Source organism: Pseudomonas sp. B7(2017), assembly GCF_002112745.1.
Classification (GTDB): Bacteria; Pseudomonadota; Gammaproteobacteria; order Pseudomonadales; family Pseudomonadaceae; genus Aquipseudomonas; species Aquipseudomonas ekonensis.
This window is the reverse complement of the sequence record NZ_NEIP01000023.1, coordinates 1-17,783: the sequence shown is the minus strand read 5'-3', so window position 1 is coordinate 17,783 and position 17,783 is coordinate 1. Positions and strand designations below refer to the sequence as shown.

Annotated in this window: 15 protein-coding genes; 3 read left to right on the top strand and 12 right to left on the bottom strand. The window is 60.3% G+C overall.

Going from position 1 to position 17,783, the window contains the following annotated elements; translation table 11 throughout:
• Positions 1 to 15 precede the first annotated feature (15 nt).
• Entirely contained in the window at positions 16 to 1,530 is a 1,515-nt protein-coding gene (locus tag CAG29_RS26200; protein ID WP_085695369.1) for a sensor domain-containing diguanylate cyclase, read from the bottom strand.
• Between the two features lie 232 nt (positions 1,531 to 1,762).
• Between CAG29_RS26200 and CAG29_RS26195 the strand changes: the two genes are divergently transcribed.
• A complete protein-coding gene (locus tag CAG29_RS26195) occupies positions 1,763 to 2,701 on the top strand; it encodes an NAD-dependent epimerase/dehydratase family protein (RefSeq protein ID WP_085695368.1) in 939 nt (312 codons plus the stop codon).
• 30 nt (positions 2,702 to 2,731) lie between these two features.
• Here the strand turns inward: CAG29_RS26195 and CAG29_RS26190 are convergent, their stop codons facing one another.
• The 3 genes from CAG29_RS26190 to CAG29_RS26180 form a co-directional block, all read right to left on the bottom strand.
• Positions 2,732 to 3,367, bottom strand: a complete 636-nt coding sequence (locus tag CAG29_RS26190) for a hypothetical protein (RefSeq protein WP_139831400.1) — start codon at positions 3,365 to 3,367, stop codon at positions 2,732 to 2,734.
• Between the two features lie 72 nt (positions 3,368 to 3,439).
• Positions 3,440 to 4,591, bottom strand: a complete 1,152-nt coding sequence (solA, locus tag CAG29_RS26185; RefSeq protein WP_085695367.1) for an N-methyl-L-tryptophan oxidase — start codon at positions 4,589 to 4,591, stop codon at positions 3,440 to 3,442.
• A gap of 131 nt (positions 4,592 to 4,722) precedes the next feature.
• Positions 4,723 to 5,496, bottom strand: a complete 774-nt coding sequence (locus tag CAG29_RS26180) for a methyltransferase domain-containing protein (RefSeq protein WP_170930072.1) — start codon at positions 5,494 to 5,496, stop codon at positions 4,723 to 4,725.
• Positions 5,497 to 5,786: 290 nt separating this feature from the next.
• Between CAG29_RS26180 and CAG29_RS26175 the strand changes: the two genes are divergently transcribed.
• Positions 5,787 to 6,905 carry a histidinol-phosphate transaminase gene (locus CAG29_RS26175; protein ID WP_085695366.1) on the top strand — a complete coding sequence of 373 codons (1,119 nt, stop codon included), beginning with the start codon at positions 5,787 to 5,789 and terminating at the stop codon, positions 6,903 to 6,905.
• On the opposite strand, the gene CAG29_RS26170 is transcribed toward CAG29_RS26175, so the two are convergent.
• From CAG29_RS26170 to aepX, 7 genes are all read right to left on the bottom strand, one after another.
• Positions 6,862 to 9,150 (bottom strand): FAD/NAD(P)-binding protein, encoded by a 2,289-nt coding sequence (locus CAG29_RS26170; RefSeq protein WP_085695365.1) that lies wholly within the window; start codon positions 9,148 to 9,150, stop codon positions 6,862 to 6,864. The two genes, CAG29_RS26175 and CAG29_RS26170, sit on opposite strands and share 44 nt — an antisense overlap.
• 13 nt (positions 9,151 to 9,163) lie before the next feature.
• Positions 9,164 to 10,294, bottom strand: a complete 1,131-nt coding sequence (locus CAG29_RS26165; RefSeq protein WP_085695364.1) for an alanine--glyoxylate aminotransferase family protein — start codon at positions 10,292 to 10,294, stop codon at positions 9,164 to 9,166.
• A gap of 125 nt (positions 10,295 to 10,419) precedes the next feature.
• Entirely contained in the window at positions 10,420 to 11,817 is a 1,398-nt protein-coding gene (locus CAG29_RS26160; protein ID WP_085586610.1) for a class I tRNA ligase family protein, read from the bottom strand.
• Entirely contained in the window at positions 11,814 to 12,179 is a 366-nt protein-coding gene (locus CAG29_RS26155; protein WP_139831532.1) for a cupin domain-containing protein, read from the bottom strand. Before CAG29_RS26155 ends, CAG29_RS26160 begins: the two co-directional genes overlap by 4 nt.
• Positions 12,180 to 12,391: 212 nt before the next feature.
• Positions 12,392 to 13,399 (bottom strand): hypothetical protein, encoded by a 1,008-nt coding sequence (locus tag CAG29_RS26150; protein WP_218191448.1) that lies wholly within the window; start codon positions 13,397 to 13,399, stop codon positions 12,392 to 12,394.
• Positions 13,396 to 14,523 (bottom strand): phosphonopyruvate decarboxylase, encoded by a 1,128-nt coding sequence (aepY, locus tag CAG29_RS26145; protein ID WP_085586613.1) that lies wholly within the window; start codon positions 14,521 to 14,523, stop codon positions 13,396 to 13,398. The genes CAG29_RS26150 and aepY overlap by 4 nt, the downstream gene beginning before the upstream one ends.
• Before the next feature lie 4 nt (positions 14,524 to 14,527).
• The gene (gene aepX, locus CAG29_RS26140; protein WP_085634119.1) at positions 14,528 to 15,838 is read right to left on the bottom strand and encodes a phosphoenolpyruvate mutase; all 1,311 of its coding nucleotides are present in this window, start codon (positions 15,836 to 15,838) and stop codon (positions 14,528 to 14,530) included.
• Positions 15,839 to 16,581: 743 nt separating this feature from the next.
• Here aepX and hutC point away from each other — a divergent pair.
• Positions 16,582 to 17,319 (top strand): histidine utilization repressor, encoded by a 738-nt coding sequence (gene hutC / locus CAG29_RS26135; RefSeq protein WP_085586615.1) that lies wholly within the window; start codon positions 16,582 to 16,584, stop codon positions 17,317 to 17,319.
• A 179-nt stretch (positions 17,320 to 17,498) separates the two neighbouring features.
• Here the strand turns inward: hutC and CAG29_RS26130 are convergent.
• Positions 17,499 to 17,783: aromatic amino acid lyase (locus tag CAG29_RS26130; RefSeq protein WP_170930459.1), on the bottom strand; the 285-nt coding region annotated here is incomplete at its 5' end.

Sequence of the window (17,783 nt, the reverse complement as noted above, 5' to 3'; positions counted from 1 at the left end):
TGAGGCATTGAGGGCTCACTCGGCCGCATGCACCCGCGTGCGGTTGCGCCCCTCATGCTTGGCCCGGTACAGGGCCTGGTCGGCCAGGCTGACCCAATGCTCAAGTGAAGCGTCGCCGTCGAGCTGCACCATGCCGATGCTGACGGTCGACGCCAGCTCGCCGCCGGGCACCGGCAACCGGTGCTGGCTCCAGGTCTCGCGCAGGCGTTCCAGCAAGGCCAAGGCCTGTTCACGGTCGGTCTGCGGCAGCAACAGCACGAACTCCTCGCCGCCATAGCGGGCAAACAGGTCTGTGCGCCGGACATGGCTTTCGCACACGGCGCTGAAGGCCTTGAGCGCTTGGTCGCCCACCAGGTGGCCATGGGTGTCGTTGACGCGCTTGAAGTGATCGATGTCGAACATCGCCAGGCACGCCGGACGGCCTTGTTGGCGGGTTTTGGTCAGTTCAAGCTGAGCTTGCTCGATGAAGGCCCGGCGGTTGAGGACGCCGGTCAAGGCGTCCCGCGCGGCGGTCCGGCGCAGTTCCTGTTCCAGGGATTTGCGGCCGCTGACGTCGCGGATCTCCGCGACCTGTGTGCCATCGTCGAGGGCAGCGAGCGTCAGCTCCGCAGCGAACCGGCTGCCGTCGCAGCGCACTGCCACACGGTCCAGCGCCACACCGTCGCAGCGGCTCAGCTGTTTCTGCAAATCTTCGTCGGTTTCGAACAGCTCTTCCAACGGACGCTCGTACAAAAATTCCCGCGGGCAGCCAAACAGGTGCTTGAGCACCGGGTTGGCATCGACGATCCGGCCTTCACGCACGATCACCACGGCAGCGCTGGTGATGTTCATCAGGCGTTCGAAGCGCACCGCACTGCTCTGGGCCGCCAGCAGAAAGCGGCGCAGGCTGAGCAGGGTCAGGCCGAACAGGCACAGGATCCACAACGGATAACCCACGTTGTAGGCAAGCATTTCGGCGGCCGGCTCGACGTCTTGGCGCCCCTGGCTTTGCGACAACCCCTCGAACAGACCGAGCACCCCGCTGCCGGCCGCGCTCAAGGCCAGCAAGCCAAACATCAGCGCGGCGAAGATCCGCGCGCTGTGCAGCCGACGGTCGCCCGGCAGCCGCAGCAGCGCATAACAAGCCATTCCCCGGATGAAGGCGCTGAGGAACGCGTACAGGGCCACCACGTCACCGGTCTCCAACGGCTGCAAAAGCCAGTGCCAAAGCCACCAGGGCGCCGCCGCCAGGAAAGTCACCGGTATCAGCCACCAGGGCGTGGGGCGGCCGAGGAAGCGGAACACGCCGATGACCAGCACCGTTTCTCCCGCGGTCAGCAAGCTGTGGCACAAGACGTTGTAGGGCAGCGAGGCCGTATAGGCGGTGCCCTGCGCCAGGTATTGGCCCACCGTCACCAGCAGGACGCCGCACGTCCAAAGGCCGGGCCCCGGATGGGGCCGCGAGTAGTACCACAGGGCCAGGCAAATGATGGCGCTGGCAATCAGGATGTTGGTACCGATCAGGTGGGGTGACAGCAACAAGGCATTCATGGCGGTGGGAGTCTGCAAACCGAAGGGGTCGATCACTGGACGGAGCGCCCGGCGAGGCCTACGAGTTTTCTGCCGGGCCCGTCCGAACTTTAGGCGGCCGGCGAAAAATCCGCCCGTCGGGCTCCTGGTTTGCCCGCCGCCGCCCAAAGAATGCGCTTGACCTTAAAGGCAGCTTTAATCTTAGGGTGCACACCACCCCGACTCGACATCCTCAATCCTCATAGGAAACACCATGCAAACCGTCCTGGGAGCAACCGGCCAGATCGCCATGGAGCTGGTTCGCGAACTGCACCGAAACCATACGCAAGACATCCGGCTCGTCAGCCGCAAGCCCCTCAAGGTCAATGACACCGACACCTTGGCGCCGGCCGACCTTTTGGATGCCGAACAAGCGACCAAGGCAGTGAAAGGCAGCAGCATCGTCTACTTCACCGCCGGGCTGCCGCCGGACACCCAGGTGTGGGAAACCCAATTCCCCGTGATGCTGCAAAACGCACTCGACGCGACCCGCGCGGCCGGGGCGAAGTTCGTGTATTTCGACAACACCTACATGTACCCCCAAGATGCCCGCGTGCTGAGCGAAGACGCTCCGTTCGAGCCGTTCGGCCGCAAAGGCCGGGTGCGCGCACAGATGGCGTCCATGGTCCTGCGGGAAATGCAGCGAAGCGAGATCCCGGTCGTCATCGGCCGCGCTCCGGAGTTCTATGGGCCAGGCAAGACCCAGAGCTTCACCAACGCGCTGATCCTCGACAACCTCAAGGCCGGCAAGACACCCCGCGTACCCGTGCGGGACGATACGAAGCGCACGCTGATCTGGACCCCGGACGCCAGCCGCGCCCTGGCCGCGCTGGGGAACGCACCGGACACCTACGGCCAGACCTGGCACCTGCCCTGCGACGACGACCGCCTCACCTACAAGCAATTCGTGGCCCTGGCATCCGGCATCGTCGGCAGGGAACCGACCTACAAGGTGCTCGGCAAATGGACGCTGACGGCCGCCGGCCTGTTCGTCAAACCAGTGCGCGAACTGCGCGAGCTGCTGCCGCGGTACGAGCACGACAACCTGTTCGATTCCTCGAAGTTCAAGCGGCGTTTTCCGGAGTTCGAGGTCACGACCTATCGCGAAGGGCTCACCCGGATACTGACCGGCCCTGGTCGCAGCATGGGCTGACCGTGCCGGCACATCGAGACGAATCGCTGTTCAGAACTCACAGGACCAGCGCCACTCGCCCTGAGCCGAGCGAAAGAACAAGCCGACACCGTTCTCTGCCCATTTCCAGTTGATCAACGATTCCGAAGCGATCTGAAACACGAACTCGTCGAGCCTGGAGGTGCGCAGGATTTCAGAAGGATAGCCACCCACCTTGGTTCCGGTGCAATGGGCGGCCGCCCCGTCGCAGGAACGCCCCGCTGTCTGGCTTTGAAATGCATCGGCCCCCTCGTGCGCCTTGCGCCAATGGATCGGGTAGGAATGATCGGGGGACAGAACGTTGTGAACCGCCGACAACCCCTCGGCGCAAGCGTATTCGCGGATGGCCCAGCCCTGGCCATGAGGCTGTCCGAACGGGTAGCTCTGAAGGTTCATGTACAACACCAGGACTGCGATGTGCCTCAATTGCACAGGGACAAAAGGCAGTTCATCGACCCTGATCTGAAGCAACGGAAACATCGGTTTTCCTTCCCAGAAAAGCGTGTCTTCGCCGGCATGGCGAACGCCATGGAAAAAACGCGAATCGACATAGGCCGTCGGGCGTGTCGGTTTGCCGATGACCGCGACCGAAACGCTTCGCCCAACGACATCCAGTCTGTCCGGTGCATTGATCGTGCTTGAGTCCATTCTGTACCCCTGTCCTTTGTGACCGTATCGGGCAACGCCGTCATTGGCGCGCTCATGCACTGGAGCGTTCGCTCAGAAACGATCCGGGCTGAACGCCTGGATCGGAACCGTCGTCGCCCCCTCCAGCGCCAGCTGGGCGGCGGCCAATCCTACTGCCGGCGCATGCTTGAAGCCATGGCCGGCAAAGCCGCCGCACAATACGAAACCAGGCAACCGATCGGACTGCCCGAGGATAAAGTCCCCGTCAGGCGCCTGTGCGCTCATGCAAGGCCGAGCGAAGGCCGGGCGGGCCGAGAGACCCGGCAGCGCCGCTGCGACAAAATCGCTGACCGGTTGCAGTTCCTTGTCGTCCGGTTGCCTGCCCTTGTTGTCTTCCGGACGGTCGAGCCATTGTTTTTTCTCGATGGAAGCGCTGCTTACGCCGACTTTCACGCCCATGCCGTCGATGTCGGGGATCCCCCAGCCATCCAGCGCCCCGCTCTTGTAGGTGAACACGGGAAAGGACGACGGCCCGTAGCCTGACGGATCTTCGAGGGACTTGAACCATGACAGCGTCGAGCGCTGCAGGCGGATGGGGCAGTCCAGCTTACGGGCAAAATGGTTGAACCAGCCCCCCGTCGCCAGTATGACTTTCGATGCATTGAACGTCCCGGTGTCGGTGATCAGCTTCAGGGGCTTCCCCGCCCGGTCGGCCTGTATGTCCAGGCACCGGGAGCGCCTTTCGATCCGCGCACCCTGCCGAACAGCGACGGCGATGGCCGCCAGCACCGACGCCTCAGGACGGATCACCCCGGCGCTAGGCTCATACAGGCCCAGATCGCCGCTTGCGAGTGAAAACTGAGGAAAGCGCAGGCCCATGGCCTGTCGGGTCAGGCACTCGAACGGGATGCCGTGGGCAGCGGCATTTGCCATGGCGTCTGCGATGAGGCGGCTTTCACCGGGTGCGACGGTAAGGCCGCCGCACAGGGTCAGGAGCGGCTGACCGCTCTTTTGACCCAGCGCCTGATAAAGAGCGAGGGACGTTTTGGCAAGCGGGACATAATGCTTGCCCTCCGCCCCCAGTGTCCGGAAGATCCTCGACCCGCCGTGCGATGCGCCATTGGGGTGCCCGGGGTCGAACTGTTCGAACGCTATGACCTTCGCCCCTTGCTCCGCAGCCTGCCATGTCGCCATCGCCCCCATTACCCCTAGTCCGACGACCGCAACGTCAAAGCGATCAGACATGGCATTCTCTCCTTCCCGCCAACCCTGGCGGCATTTCCGGCAACGCTGCCGGCGCTGAAAAACGTCGCAAGGGCAAAGGCATTCCGAGGCACCTCACAATCCTTTGCCGTGTTCGATCGATGCCGTGTGATTCAGGGACGGCGTGCGGCAAGCACTGTCCACACCAGCAGTCCATCGCGGGCGAAACCGATTTTCTTGTTCCAGCGATCCAGCAAGTTGTCGTATTCAGCCGAGGACAAGTCCTGCATGAACAGTTCCTTTTGCGTCAGCAACAGTTCCCTTCCCTCCAGCATACTGTTCAATAGATCCTCGGTTCGATCACTCAAGACGATATCGGTGAAACCGGCGGCGGTCAGGATTTCGATATAGCGCGACGGCAACATCATATGTTGGCCCCAGGCATCCATAATGTTGTCGAACGCCGTCGACTCAGCAGGCCCTTTGCAATAGTCCGTTATGAGAACTTGCCCGTCCGGCCGCAGTGCCTGATGTAAACGCCCCCAGATATCCGCCTTTTCTTGCTCGCTCCAGAACGCGCCGCAGTCCCGGGTCCACACCACGTCGAACGAGGCGGGTTCCAGCAGCGCTGTCGTGCGTACATCGCCGGTCGTAAACGTTACGCCCTTGATCGGCGAATTTCGGTAACGCTCAAGGCATATCCCGGTCATGTCCGGTGCCGCGTCCAGGCCGACCACCGCGACACCGAACTTTTCAGCCAGTCGAAGGCAGTCTCCGCCCAGCCCGCTCCCGACGTCCAGCACGCTCAACCCCTGCCTCAGGTCGAGCCTGGCGGCCAGTCGGTCGAAAACCGCCTCGCTGCCCGGGCCCTGATACCCATGCCCGTAGAGTCGCTCGTGTCGCAATGCCACTTTGCGCGAATAACGCTCATCCATAACCGCCGACATATGTTCGTCCATCCTGTCTTGAAATGAATAGTGAAGTCAGAGCCCCACACTAAAAGAACAAAAAACAATCATTGTTAACATCGTTTTATGACAATTACATGACCACTCCCCAATGACTTGTTTATCAAGAACACCGACCTGACAAATATTGTCAAAAGCAACGACTGCGCCAATGCAATTGAATTAACATCCTGCGATACAGCCAGAACAACATAGGCAGACGAACGTTTTTTCGTTCTGCCGACAACAGTTGCCCGCCCCGTTTTTTCTGACGACCGCACGAGGAACACATGAAGGAACAATGGAAAAGTACCCACTTGGACAGTCTCCCGCTGCGCAGTGACCTGCGAGGACAAACGCCTTACGGAGCACCTCAGCTCGACGTTCCGGTGCAACTCAATGTCAATGAAAATCCCTACCCTCCCTCGGAAAAAGTTGTCGCTGAAATTACCAAAGCCGTGACGCTCGCCGTCCAGAACATCAATCGCTACCCCGACCGAGAGTTCCTGGGGTTGCGCGGCGACCTGGCGTCCTACCTGAGCGAAGACACCGGGACACCGTTGCAGGCCGAGAACGTGTGGGCGGCCAACGGCTCCAACGAAGTCCTGCAGCAACTCCTGCAAGCCTTTGGCGGCACCGGGCGCACTGCGCTCTGTTTCGCCCCGACCTACCCCATGTACCCCGAGTACTCGCGCAACTCACTGACTCAATGGGTGGAGGGGCGACGCCAGGAAGACTTCAGCCTGGACATCGGACACGTGCTGGATTTGATCAATGTCCATAACCCCTCAGTGATCTTTCTGACCTCCCCCAACAACCCCACGGGAACCGCACTGACCCTTCCCGAGATCGAATCCGTCCTGATCGCCGCCCCCGGCATCGTCATCGTGGATGAAGCGTATGCCGAGTTCCGGCGCGCCGGTGTCCCCAGCGCGGTGTCTCTTCTGCCCCGCTACCCTCACCTGGTTGTCAGCCGGACAATGAGCAAGGCGTTCGCGTTGGCCGGCGGTCGTCTCGGTTATCTGGCGACCTCCCCCGCGATTGTCGATGCACTGCGCATCGTTCGGCTGCCCTATCACCTCTCGGCCGTCACCCAGGCGGTGGCCCGTGCCGCCCTTTCACATCGTGACGCCTTAATGGCCAACGTGGATGAACTGAGACAAGAAAGGGACAGAACCGTGACCTGGCTGCGCTCCATCGGCCTGGAGGTCGCTGATTCTGACGCTAACTTTGTCCTGTTCGGACGTTTCGATGACCGCCATGCCGTCTGGCAGGGCCTGCTTGAACGGGGGGTACTCATCCGTGAAGCCGGCCCTGCGGGATGGTTGAGGGTCTCCATTGGAACCGCTGCTGAAATGCACGCCTTCAAAGAGGCGCTGGTTTCGGTTCTGGCCGCTCCGGCCGCCTGACCGGCTCGTGCCCCGAGCTTCTCTCGGGGCTGCTTGCGGATGTTTGCGCCTGCACATGCCCCCAGAACCCCTTCAGCCATTTAAGGATGTCCTGCATCACGTAGTGGTTCTGCGAGGGACGCAGCGCCGACAGCAGAAACGACTTCCCGCCCTCCGCCGGCGGGCCCAGCACCGTGATCTGCGTCTCGACCGTTCCATCCTTGCGGATCGGGTGATGGTCGTCTGTCAAATCAATCCCGCCAGGCACGTAGCGTTCTCCCGGCAATGAGTCGTTGGCCCACATGCGCACTGTCCCTCGGGCAATCAGGTTTCGGTACAGCCTTGATGCGTCCTTGCGGGGGTCAAAGGGATGAAGCCTTGCGTTGATCAGCGTATCCACCCTGGCCAGCCTCCCGGTCTGCGCCCCTCTGACCGTGAAACAGCCATGCGCCTGATCGGTTTCGACCACCGCGCCCGGGCCGATGCCGACATCCAGCAGACCGCACTCTATCAACGCCCGGACTTTTTCCATGATCTGCGCCGCAGCGCCGTTTGAAAGCCGGTTGTGGATGCTCAAGTACTCTCGCTGGAAGCGCTGATGAGAGGCGGCTGTCAGCCCGGCGTCGTCAATCGCATGGGAGATCACCGAGCGCAGGTCCCGCCAGACGCCGTCTGCGGCAGCCTTATGGGGGTTGTGCAGGTTTCCTTGAGCCGCCCACAGCAGATCGCGGTCCATGAAGTCGAGCACCGCTGCGCGATACGCGTGCCCGTCAGCACAATCGCTCGGCGAAACGGGATTGATCGTCAGTTCCCAGCAGAACCTGTTCCCGCGCACATCATTCTCCAGCCGCCAAGGCGACGACCAGGCTTGGGCGATACCGGCTAGGCCTGCGGGGTCATGCAGCTGCATGCGCGCCTGTTCCCGCGCCTCGGCACCGTGAACGACACCGATCCAGTGCTCCAGAACGCATTCGACCGACCACCCGGCCGCCTGCCGCTGGGCTTGCGCCACCGTCGCTTGCCCGGTCAGCACCCGGGACAGCACCGCCGTCACCTCATCGACGATGCCTTCAATCGCGGCGAGTCCGTCGAAGTCAGCGGGCAAGGTGGCTTCATTGGCGGCATGCGCCTGAAAGTCAGGCAGCACGCGTGCCGAAACCAGAACGTCGATCGAAGGCCCGAACAGTGTGAGGTAGTGGAGGTAGCCCATCTCCAGCTTCAGCACGGGCAACAGGTCCGCGTCAAAATCAAACTGCGGCCGTGCCTTCTCGGCTTCGCTGCGCCGGCCGGCGAGCTTTCGGCGCAAGCGGTCAACGGTCTCCCTGGTAAAAAAGACCCCCTGATGCTCCAGGTTCACCGGGCTGGTCTCCTTATGGTTTTCCGGGCGCGCAAAGGTAAACAGGCCCGAATGGCTGAACGCCAGGATGGAGGATGGTTCCCGGCCACTGGGCTGATAGTGCAAGCCGCCGTTTTGCGCCTTGGAGAACCACCCCCCTCGCCCCTCCGTCAGATGCAGGATCACATCGATCGCGGTCAGGCCCATGCCCCAGCAGCCGACCGTTTCGGGCCTTTCCTGGGTGGGCGACGGAAGCGCCCTGTCCAGCGGGTAGGCAAAAGGGACGTAGGCGGCCTGCTCGTGGCGCCGGGCAAACTCGATCAACGCTCTGGCGTCGTCGCACCGGTCCGGATCATGGTGGGTGTGCCCCGTCAGCAGCAGCACATAATCGACGAGGAACACCTCGCCCGCCGAATCTTCGACATGGAACCGTGCGTCTTCGGCGAGGACATCGACCACCTCGGTCGGGCGCAGGATCACCTTGGCTCGGGAATCGGCGTCTATGTCACGAATGAAGTCCATCAGCATGTCCTGAAGGGCCAGCCCATGGACATAGCGCTTGGGCCAGTCGGTGGGGCCCAGATCGAAATCGCGATGGCCGGTCAACGCATACTGGCGCCGACACCACTCGTGCAATGTCGGACGCTTGTGCGCCGCACGGAGGGGGCCCGCATCCGTGACACTTTCATCGGCAGCGAAACTCACCTGGCCGGCGATCCTGTTGAGATAGCTCGTCTTGGGTTGGGAGCCACTGTGCGCCTGGCCCGCACCGAATTCACCGCTGCGCTCGAACAGGTACACTTCCAGCTCCGCATCAGGGCCGAGCCGCTCAAGCGTCGCCGACAGACGCTCCATCGCATAGACCGCTCGGGGGCCGCCACCGACCACAGCAAGCCGGTATGGCCTGCCGTTCACAGAAAGATTATTCATCGCGAACCCCGTCTCAACGATCGTGCGTTACAGGCCGGACAGACAGAAACTGCGCCATCGTCTCCAGGAAGCCGTCGATGTCCTCCGCGGACATGCACCCCATGGTGGACAGCCGGAAGAACCTGTTCGCCAGATGTTCCTGGGCGGTGTAGATGACGTACCCGGCGCTTTTCAGCACCGGGTGCAGATCCGCATAGTGGACACCCTCCGGCAAGCCGACCGTGGTCAGGCCGACCGCTCGGTGTTCGGGAGCCAGCAAAATGCTCAGCCCCAGTCGGGTCAAACCGTCGCGCAGGCGCGTCGCCAACCGACGGTAGCGCGAGTTTCGCTCCGCCACCCCTTCCGCCATCAGCAGGTCCAGCGCGGTGTCCAGTGCGTAGAACAGGGGAACGGCGGGTGTGAACGCCGGTGCGTTGGAGGTCTCTTGCGCAGTGAAATGGCGATGCAGATCAAGGTAAAACGTACGTGCCTTGTGGGCTTTCAGGGACGCGAAATCCGCTTTGAGAGCGCACACGAATGACAGGCCCGGCATCCCCTCGATGCACTTGCCGGCGGAGCCGATCAGCCAGTCGATGCCATCACGTGACTGGTCGATCGGTTCAGCCCCCAGGCTGCTGACGGCATCGACAATCATTTTGCAGCCGTGCCGATGGGCAATGGCGGCCAACCCGACAATGTCATTGAGCATGCCGGTGCTGGTCTCGTGATGGACCACGGCCACATGAGTGACGCCGGGGTTTTCACGGAGGGTTCTGTCGATCAGTTCCTTATCGACCGGCACGCTCCAGCCCAGCGTCAACCGAACGCTGGCGATGGCGTGGATTTTGGCGATGTCATGCAGACGCTCGGCGTAGTGTCCGTTGTCGATGATCAGCACGGTGCCGCCGTCCGGTATCACCGACGCCATCGTCGCTTCGACCGCCGCGGTGCCTGAACCGGTCAGCACGACCGATGCGTACCGGTCATCGCCCCCCGACACTTGGGTGATCTTTTGCCGGACGGCCGTCATCAGTGCTGCAAACTCCGGCTCACGATGACACTGGTCGGGCCCCGCCAACGACAATCGAACACGCTCTTGAGTTGTGACAGGCCCCGGGTTCATCAATACCTGGCGTTTATCGGCCGCACCCTGTGTAGAAGCCATATGCAAACCTCCTCCCTGAGTCAGTGGACTGACATTCAGAATGATTGATCAAACGGCGCGCACCCCGTGTCTGAACGCGACACCAGGACGGCGCGGATAACGAGTGCACTGAGGTTCAATCGCCTTCAGCCAAGCGACAGGGCGTCCAGCAGCGCTTCAAGAAAACCGTCGATGGCCGCCGCTTCCTGAGGTCTCGCCACCGTTTTCAGGTGAGCCGAGTAACTGCCTGCCTTATTGATGACATTGAGCAGTTCCTCAACGCTGAACGCCCGTGCGTCTGTCATTGCCGACAACCGCTGCTTGAATGCGCCTACGGATGCGTAGGGCGTGGTGTCTGCGCCCCCTGCTGGCTCGCCGCCTGATACGGGCGCACGACTATGGCTCTCGGCGTACCCCTTGGTGGCGAACTCGGGGCAACTGTCGGCCAGGTTGGTCCTCAATCGTTTGAGTTCACCTTCTTTCAGCAGGTCGGCAGCCCAGATGACGTTATTGCGGCTTGATGAGATCTTGGCGTTGTTCAGGAACAGGAAAAAACTGGCCTTCAATGCCGTGGGCACCATGGCGGTGATGCCCAGCACCATGGAAAGGTAGGGAAACAGGAACGCATAGTAATAAGAGTTATCGATCCCGAAGTAGGCGACGACCTCAGGCGGGTGCTCCAAAGCGTTCAAGCGCCGCACGGACTCTGCAAAACCGACTGATGTGTCCACATTGCACGCTTTCAGAACGGAATACAGATGCCCGAAGTAGATCTCAATCCAGGGATTCAAGGCCCCCTGCATCGTTTTGGGAAACACGCCGTACGCGGCATCGTAGCTGAACCCGATCCGGTGGGCCTTCAGGTGCTGGAACATCGAGTCGATGCGACGGTTGCCCGAATGCAGCGTGTCGACCACTTCTGCGATCCGTTCAACTTCCTTGGCCGTGATCGCAAGGAACTGCACCTCTTTTTCGCTCAGGACATGATCCGCATGACCGCAGGTATCGCACACCGGTGCGATCGCTTTTTCAAACGCCATAGGGATGCAGCAATTTTCGCAGACGTTGAGAAAGGCGTCGTGAAGACAATGGCTGCAAAAGCCTTTCACGTTGGCCTCATACAGCGAACTGTCACACTTTGAGCAATGCTTTGCCTTGGCGGTTTCCAGATTCAGCCGGGGGATCAGGTGCTCCACCGCCGAATCGAGAAACGCCAGGTATTGCGTCGAGGTGTTGTCGATGAACAGGTCGTGGTCGATGCCGAACGATTTGAAGTCATGCTTGATGCCCGCCTGGACATCCTCGAAGAACTCATTGACGTCACGGCCCAGTTGAGCCGCCTTTTTCGGGACGTAGCTCTGATAGGTATCGATGTGGGACAGGTGTTGGACGGGCCGTCCGCTCACAAACCGCATCAGCCGTGAATGCAGGTCCGCACGAAGGTAAGGGCCTGAGATATGGCCGATGTGCAGACGACCGTTGGGCGTCGGAGGTGGCGTCAGGATGATCATGGGCGATGAAGGCGAACGGCTCACTGTGCTCATGCCGGCACCTGCTCGGTGCTCACCGCTTTCCACCACAGGCTGAACAGGCGGGCCTTATCGGTCGACGTGTTTTTGAACGAGTGGCTTTGTCCGATTTTCGCGAAAGCGACATCGCCCGCCTTCACGGAATGAACGACGCCATCCAGCGTGAAATCAGCCGTGCCATCGAGCAGCAGAAAAATCTCTTCTACGTTTTCTTTATTGATGTGCTCGCGGATGGTTTCACCTGGATAGAACTCGACCATGGCAGCGCCCATGGCCTCCTTCTTTGCGGAAGTCAGGGCCAGCAAGTCACTCAGGCGGCGTACCGATACATCATATTCGGCATTGTATTTACTGCTTTCATCACGATCGATAGTCACGCTTAAATCCCTCTTAGGTTAACTATGTTTTATTGAACTGCGGGCAATGCAAAGCCCTTCGTGGATATCGCTTGTTTGCGCAAAACCTGAGCGCAAAACAAGCGACACCACAAATCATCAAAACAACAGCGATCATTTGGACATGCCCTTCGCAGGCGAGTCCGTCTTTCTTTTAACAGCGGCTCGTTCGCTTCATCGCAACGATGGCTGACTTACCGTAACGAAATGACGAGCAGGCCCAGCAACATCACAGCGACACTGATGATCTTCAGGGGCGGCGCTGTTTCCTTGAGCCACACCACGCCAATCAATACCCCTACGGGAATCGACAGTTGCCTCAGCGCGACGATGTAACTGACATCCGTACTGAACGCCATGGCGATGAGAACAAGTCCGTAAGTAGCGGTAATCATCAAACCGGTGACGAGTATCGAGCGACGATGCTCGCGCCAGACAGGAGCGAACACCGTTCGCTCTGAACTCATCACCGCAATCAACGGCAGTCCCCACAACACCGTGGTCAACGCTTGCAGCACCATGTAGTTGGCGCCGGCCGTCAATCGTGAAAAGCCGGCATTGACCATCATATCCAGCGCCACTTTGTCGATCACCGAATAGCCTACGGTTCCTGCGGCGGCCAACAGCGCATAGCCCAATGCCGGGTTGAAGTATGTTTTCAGTCGAAAGGAACGGAAGCTGCTCAACGGCAGACAGAGTGCGCCCAACACAATCAAGACAATGCCGTACCAGTCTCTGGCGACCAGCGCCTGGCTGCCCAGCAGCCCCACCGTCACCATGGGAACCATCACCACCGGCAGCGCTCGGGCCAGCGGGTAAATGACGCTGACATCCCCACGGGAATAGGCCCAGGCCAACCCGCCCATGTACAGCATCTGGCAAAGCCCGGTCGCCAGCAGCAGCCACCAGAACATCGCCGGCAGCTTATCCAGGCCCGCCCCCAGGCTCAGCAGCGGGCTGAACAGAATGGCGCTCGTGCCGATCGCCAATATGAAAAAGCTCAAGGACGGCGCCTGTTTCTTGCCGAGCAGATTCCAGCCCGCGTGCATGCATACCGACAAAAGAGTTATTGCAAATGCCATTGAGTTCAAACGCTTTTTCTCCTTGTGCTTGTCGCTTATCCCTGGCCTGCCGCTGCATGAGCCGGCACCCTGCCGATCGCCGGTGCCGGCCACGGACGGCACGACAAGGTTGGGATTCAATCGGAAACGAATGCCATGAACCCCGCCAGCCTTTCCTTCAAGTCCATCGAGGGCCGACCCAGATCGCCTCGGGCGCCCTTGTCGACCATGATCTCCAGCAAGGCCGGGCCCTGCGCATCAAGCAACCACTCGATTTCCTCAAACAGATCGCCGCGCGCGACGCAGAGCGACACGTAGCTGTAGCCACAGCCGACGAACACTGACTGCAGGTCGATCGATTGCGCGACGGTCGGCTGACCGCCCACGGAGTCGTGGGCGCCGTTATTGATGACAAGGTGCTTGAAGTTGCCTTTGGCCCTCGTCCCTGCAATGGCCGCGCTCCCCATGTGCATCAGCAGCGCGCCGTCCCCGTCCAGGCAGATCACCTGGCGATCCGGCTTGTGCGTGGCAATCTCGAGGGCGATCTGCGAGGCGTGCCCCATGCCGCCGATGGTCAGGAAGTCCGCGTCATGCCCTTGTCCGTGCCTTTTGCGGCACTCGAACAACTCCCTGGAAATCATGCCGGTGGTGGCAACCACAATGTGGCGTTCATCGAGCCGCTGGACCAGCGCATCGATGACGTCTTCGCGAGAGTAGGAAAACACCTTATTGCCCTCGACGCGGGGTTCGAAGCTGCCGACGGCCCCGCCCTTGACCACCAGTGCATAGGCGCGGGACTGAGAGGCGGCGGTCTCGACCGCTCTTGATATGGCTGCCCGGGCGAGGGATTCGTCACCGTCAATCACGTCATAAGGTATTTCCATGGCCTCCAGCAGCGCCAATGTCACGCGCCCTTGCTTCAGGTGCTGCGGCTCATCCTTCACCCCAGGCTCGCCTCTCCAGCCAATGATCAGAATCATCGGGATAGAGTAGACATCGGGATCGCCCAGTGACAGCAACGGATTGATTGCATTGCCCAAGCCCGAGTTCTGCATGTACACCGCCGGGATGCCGCCTGTCGCCAGGTGATACCCCATCGCCAAACCGATGGCGCCGCCCTCGTTGGCCGCGATGACATGATGGCTGGCGGGTGTGTGCTCGGAAACGTAGAAGCAGAACGACTTCAACAACGAGTCCGGCGTGCCCGCAAAGTACTCGACACCCTTGCTTTTCAGTGACTGGTAAAAAAACTCTGGAGAAATCATCGAATCACCGCGTCCCTGGTATCAGATCCAAAATCTCGTTGATCGGCATGCATTCCGACTCGCACTCCATGGAGCGGCCATGCGTCAGGATCGACTGCGCGATGCGGCTCATCGCCGGATAGGAAGCCCGCAACATGTGGTTGGCGTAGATGACGATGTTCACACCTGCGCGGGACAACTCAATGTCAGTGATGCTGTTGTAACTGGAGGGAACGGCGACAAGGGGTACGCGCTCATCGAACATCGCGTAGTGCCGGCAGAACTCCAGGATCTCGGCAGGGGATTTTTCACGGCTGTGGATCATGATGCCGTCGGCCCCGGCCGCGATGTACGCCTTGGCGCGCGCTAGCGCGTCATGCATGCCTTTCTCGAGTATCAGGCTTTCGATTCTCGCAATGATCATGAAGTCATTGGTTTGGCAGGCCGCCTTGCCGACTTGGATCTTATGGCAAAACGCTTCGATACTTTCCTGATCCTGCGTGACGGAGTTGCCGAACAGTGAGTTCTTCTTCAACCCGGTCTTGTCTTCAATGATGACCGCAGAGACACCGACCCTCTCCAGGCTCTTCACCGCCAGCGCAAAGTGCTCGGGTTTGCCGCCGGTGTCGGCGTCATAGATGAGCGGTTTGGTGGTGACCTCAAAGATGTCGTTGATGTTCTGCAGACGCGACGTCAGGTCCACCGCCTCGATGTCGGGTTTCCCCTTGGATGTCGAGTCGGTCAGGCTGCTGGACCACATCGCATCAAACGTTCGGGATTCTCCGCCTGATTCGACCTGCAGGTTTTCGATAATCAGCCCGCACAGCGGTGTATGGGCCTCGAGCACCCGGACAAAGGACTTGGCCTCAAGAAGGCGGCTCAGTTGCTGCTGCCTGGAATGCGGTCTGGCGTAGGCCTTGTTCAAGCGCTCAAACACTGACGCATTCGAGCCTGTGTGAGATTGATCGCTGACAATCAGTTTCCCGCCCCAGCCGGAAAGCGCCTGTTCGACGCGTTCCCGCTCGGGCCGACCGATGCCCTTGCCTTCATCGTCCCAGTGGAGAACGTAGGTCGGTTGTAAATCCAGAATGTTGGTGATGGCGTCCGCACTGTCTTGAGGCACCACCTTGGAGACACCTTTGACACGACTGAAAACACTTGCACGCTGTTCGAAATTCAATATCGGCTCGCGTCCGGACAACGCCATCGCCTTGTCCGTCAACACACCAACGACCACAGAACCATATTTTTCCGCTTCACCGATCACGTCAATGTGACCCGAATGAAGAATATCAGCGTTCATCTTTACGTATACAACATTGCCAGCAATATCCATATGCCCTATTCCAGATCTTCATGATAATGCTATTGAAGTTGACGTCTCGAACCAACCGCGCCCGCCCTGCCCATTAGAACCAATAGGCAAGTTTTAATCAGAGCAAACACGAGTTCACCCCAACAGAATGCGCAGGCCAAACATATATAAGAATTGAATAAGTGAGCGACGACCATTGGCTGCCTGTAAGGCTACAGTGCCGTAACTGTCGGGCAACACGAAACAAGATACTGGTATTGCAGAGATCGGGAGCCGTTTCGAAGCAGGCGAGTCTGATTGGACGTTATGCTTCTCAGGAATCTTATTCCATCGACGGTGAAGTGCTTTATTACTTCCGAATCGAAGTATCTTGTCATGAAATAAACATGTCAATATTTTTTTATCGGAGCAAAACTTTAATATTTAATTCACTTTCATGTAGCAATTGTGAAATATTGCCCAGGCTCGCCTTCTGCAGAAGTTGCACTGCATTATATGTACATACAACTATAGCCATGTAAGAAACATATCGCAGACACCGTACGGTGAAAGACAACGAGAACATCGCAAGTGCGGCACCTGAGCGTTCCGCGACAAAGGAGAACAGGCGCAGGACGAGGCGCAGCGGCCATGCCCTGCTCCGGCACGCCATTTGAATGCGCCCGGCACTTGCGGCTGTCCCTCCTAAGCTGTGAGGATAGCGGCTTTGTCGCCAAGACTCGGCAAGCGCCTTTGCCGTGGAAGAGATTCGGATTGATTGACTGATGACTAAGAATGCGCCGCAAGCGCGCTATCAACGCGCGAAGGATTTCGTGCAAGGCAAGCTTCGCGCCGGGGTCTGGAAACCCGGCGACCTGATCCCTTCCGAGCATCAGTTGGTGCAGGAGCTGGGCATGTCGCGCATGACGGTCAACCGTGCCCTGCGCGAACTCGCCGACGAAGGCCACCTGGTGCGGATCTCGGGGGTCGGCACGTTCGTGGCCGAGAGCAAGCCGCAGTCGAACCTGCTGCGCATCACCAACATCGCCGACGAAATCATCGCCCGGGGGCACAGCTACACGTGCAAGGTGCTGCACCTGGCACGCGAGGCCGCCTCGATGCAGGTGGCCGCTGCGTTGGCGTTGCCTACAGGGGCGTCGGTGTTTCATTTGATCTGTGTGCACAGCGAAGAAGGCGTGCCGGTGCAATTGGAGGACCGCTACGTCAATCCCGAGATGGTGCCGGAGTTTCTGCAGCAGGCGTTCGGCGAAAGCCTGCAACCGGCCCGGTACCTGTTGCAGGTCATCCGGCCGGATGAGATGGAGCACATCGTCGAGGCCAGCCACCCCAGCGGCGACGAGAGCAAATACATGCAGATCGATGACAACGAGCCTTGCCTGGTGCTCATGCGCCGGACCTGGAACCAGGGCAAGATCGTCACCTATGTGCGCCTGGTCCATCCGTCGTCGCGCTACCGTCTGGGCAGCCGTCTTCCGGTCAATGGCGCCCACAGGGAAAGTTGATCCCTCAGGGCTCCACCGCTTTCAAAATCCAATCGCAATGCCGCTTCCGCAAGGTGTACAGGCTTCAATGCGGGAGCAGCTGTCTTTACGGCGCCTGGACTGCCGTCATCGCTGGCAAGCCAGCTCCCACAGGGGACTGCGCAGAACCCGTGGGAGCTGGCTTGCCAGCGATGAGGCCCTTACAGGCTCGGCAGCAGTTTGGCAGGCACCAACGCGCTCAGGCACCGCGACGCCAGCAGCCCGGTCGCCGCGTCGATGTCCGGCGCAAAGAAACGGTCCTTCTCGTAGAACGGCACCTCGGCGCGCAGGGCCGCGCGGGCCTGCTCCAGCGCCGGCGAGCTCTTCAGGCCGTCGCGCAGGTCCAGCCCCTGGGCCGCCGCCAGCCATTCCACCGCGAGGATCCCCCGGGTGTTCTCGGCCATTTCCCACAGGCGCTTGCCGGCGGCCGGGGCCATGGAGACGTG

Bases quoted from the DNA above. Each gene is read 5' to 3' on its own strand.
- CAG29_RS26200 (WP_085695369.1), bottom strand. From the start codon at position 1,530: ATGAATGCCTTGTTGCTGTCACCCCACCTGATCGGTACCAACATCCTG.
- CAG29_RS26195 (WP_085695368.1), top strand. From the start codon at position 1,763: ATGCAAACCGTCCTGGGAGCAACCGGCCAGATCGCCATGGAGCTGGTT.
- CAG29_RS26190 (WP_139831400.1), bottom strand. From the start codon at position 3,367: ATGGACTCAAGCACGATCAATGCACCGGACAGACTGGATGTCGTTGGG.
- solA (WP_085695367.1), bottom strand. From the start codon at position 4,591: ATGTCTGATCGCTTTGACGTTGCGGTCGTCGGACTAGGGGTAATGGGG.
- CAG29_RS26180 (WP_170930072.1), bottom strand. From the start codon at position 5,496: ATGTCGGCGGTTATGGATGAGCGTTATTCGCGCAAAGTGGCATTGCGA.
- CAG29_RS26175 (WP_085695366.1), top strand. From the start codon at position 5,787: ATGAAGGAACAATGGAAAAGTACCCACTTGGACAGTCTCCCGCTGCGC.
- CAG29_RS26170 (WP_085695365.1), bottom strand. From the start codon at position 9,150: ATGAATAATCTTTCTGTGAACGGCAGGCCATACCGGCTTGCTGTGGTC.
- CAG29_RS26165 (WP_085695364.1), bottom strand. From the start codon at position 10,294: ATGGCTTCTACACAGGGTGCGGCCGATAAACGCCAGGTATTGATGAAC.
- CAG29_RS26160 (WP_085586610.1), bottom strand. From the start codon at position 11,817: ATGAGCACAGTGAGCCGTTCGCCTTCATCGCCCATGATCATCCTGACG.
- aepY (WP_085586613.1), bottom strand. From the start codon at position 14,523: ATGATTTCTCCAGAGTTTTTTTACCAGTCACTGAAAAGCAAGGGTGTC.
- aepX (WP_085634119.1), bottom strand. From the start codon at position 15,838: ATGGATATTGCTGGCAATGTTGTATACGTAAAGATGAACGCTGATATT.
- hutC (WP_085586615.1), top strand. From the start codon at position 16,582: ATGACTAAGAATGCGCCGCAAGCGCGCTATCAACGCGCGAAGGATTTC.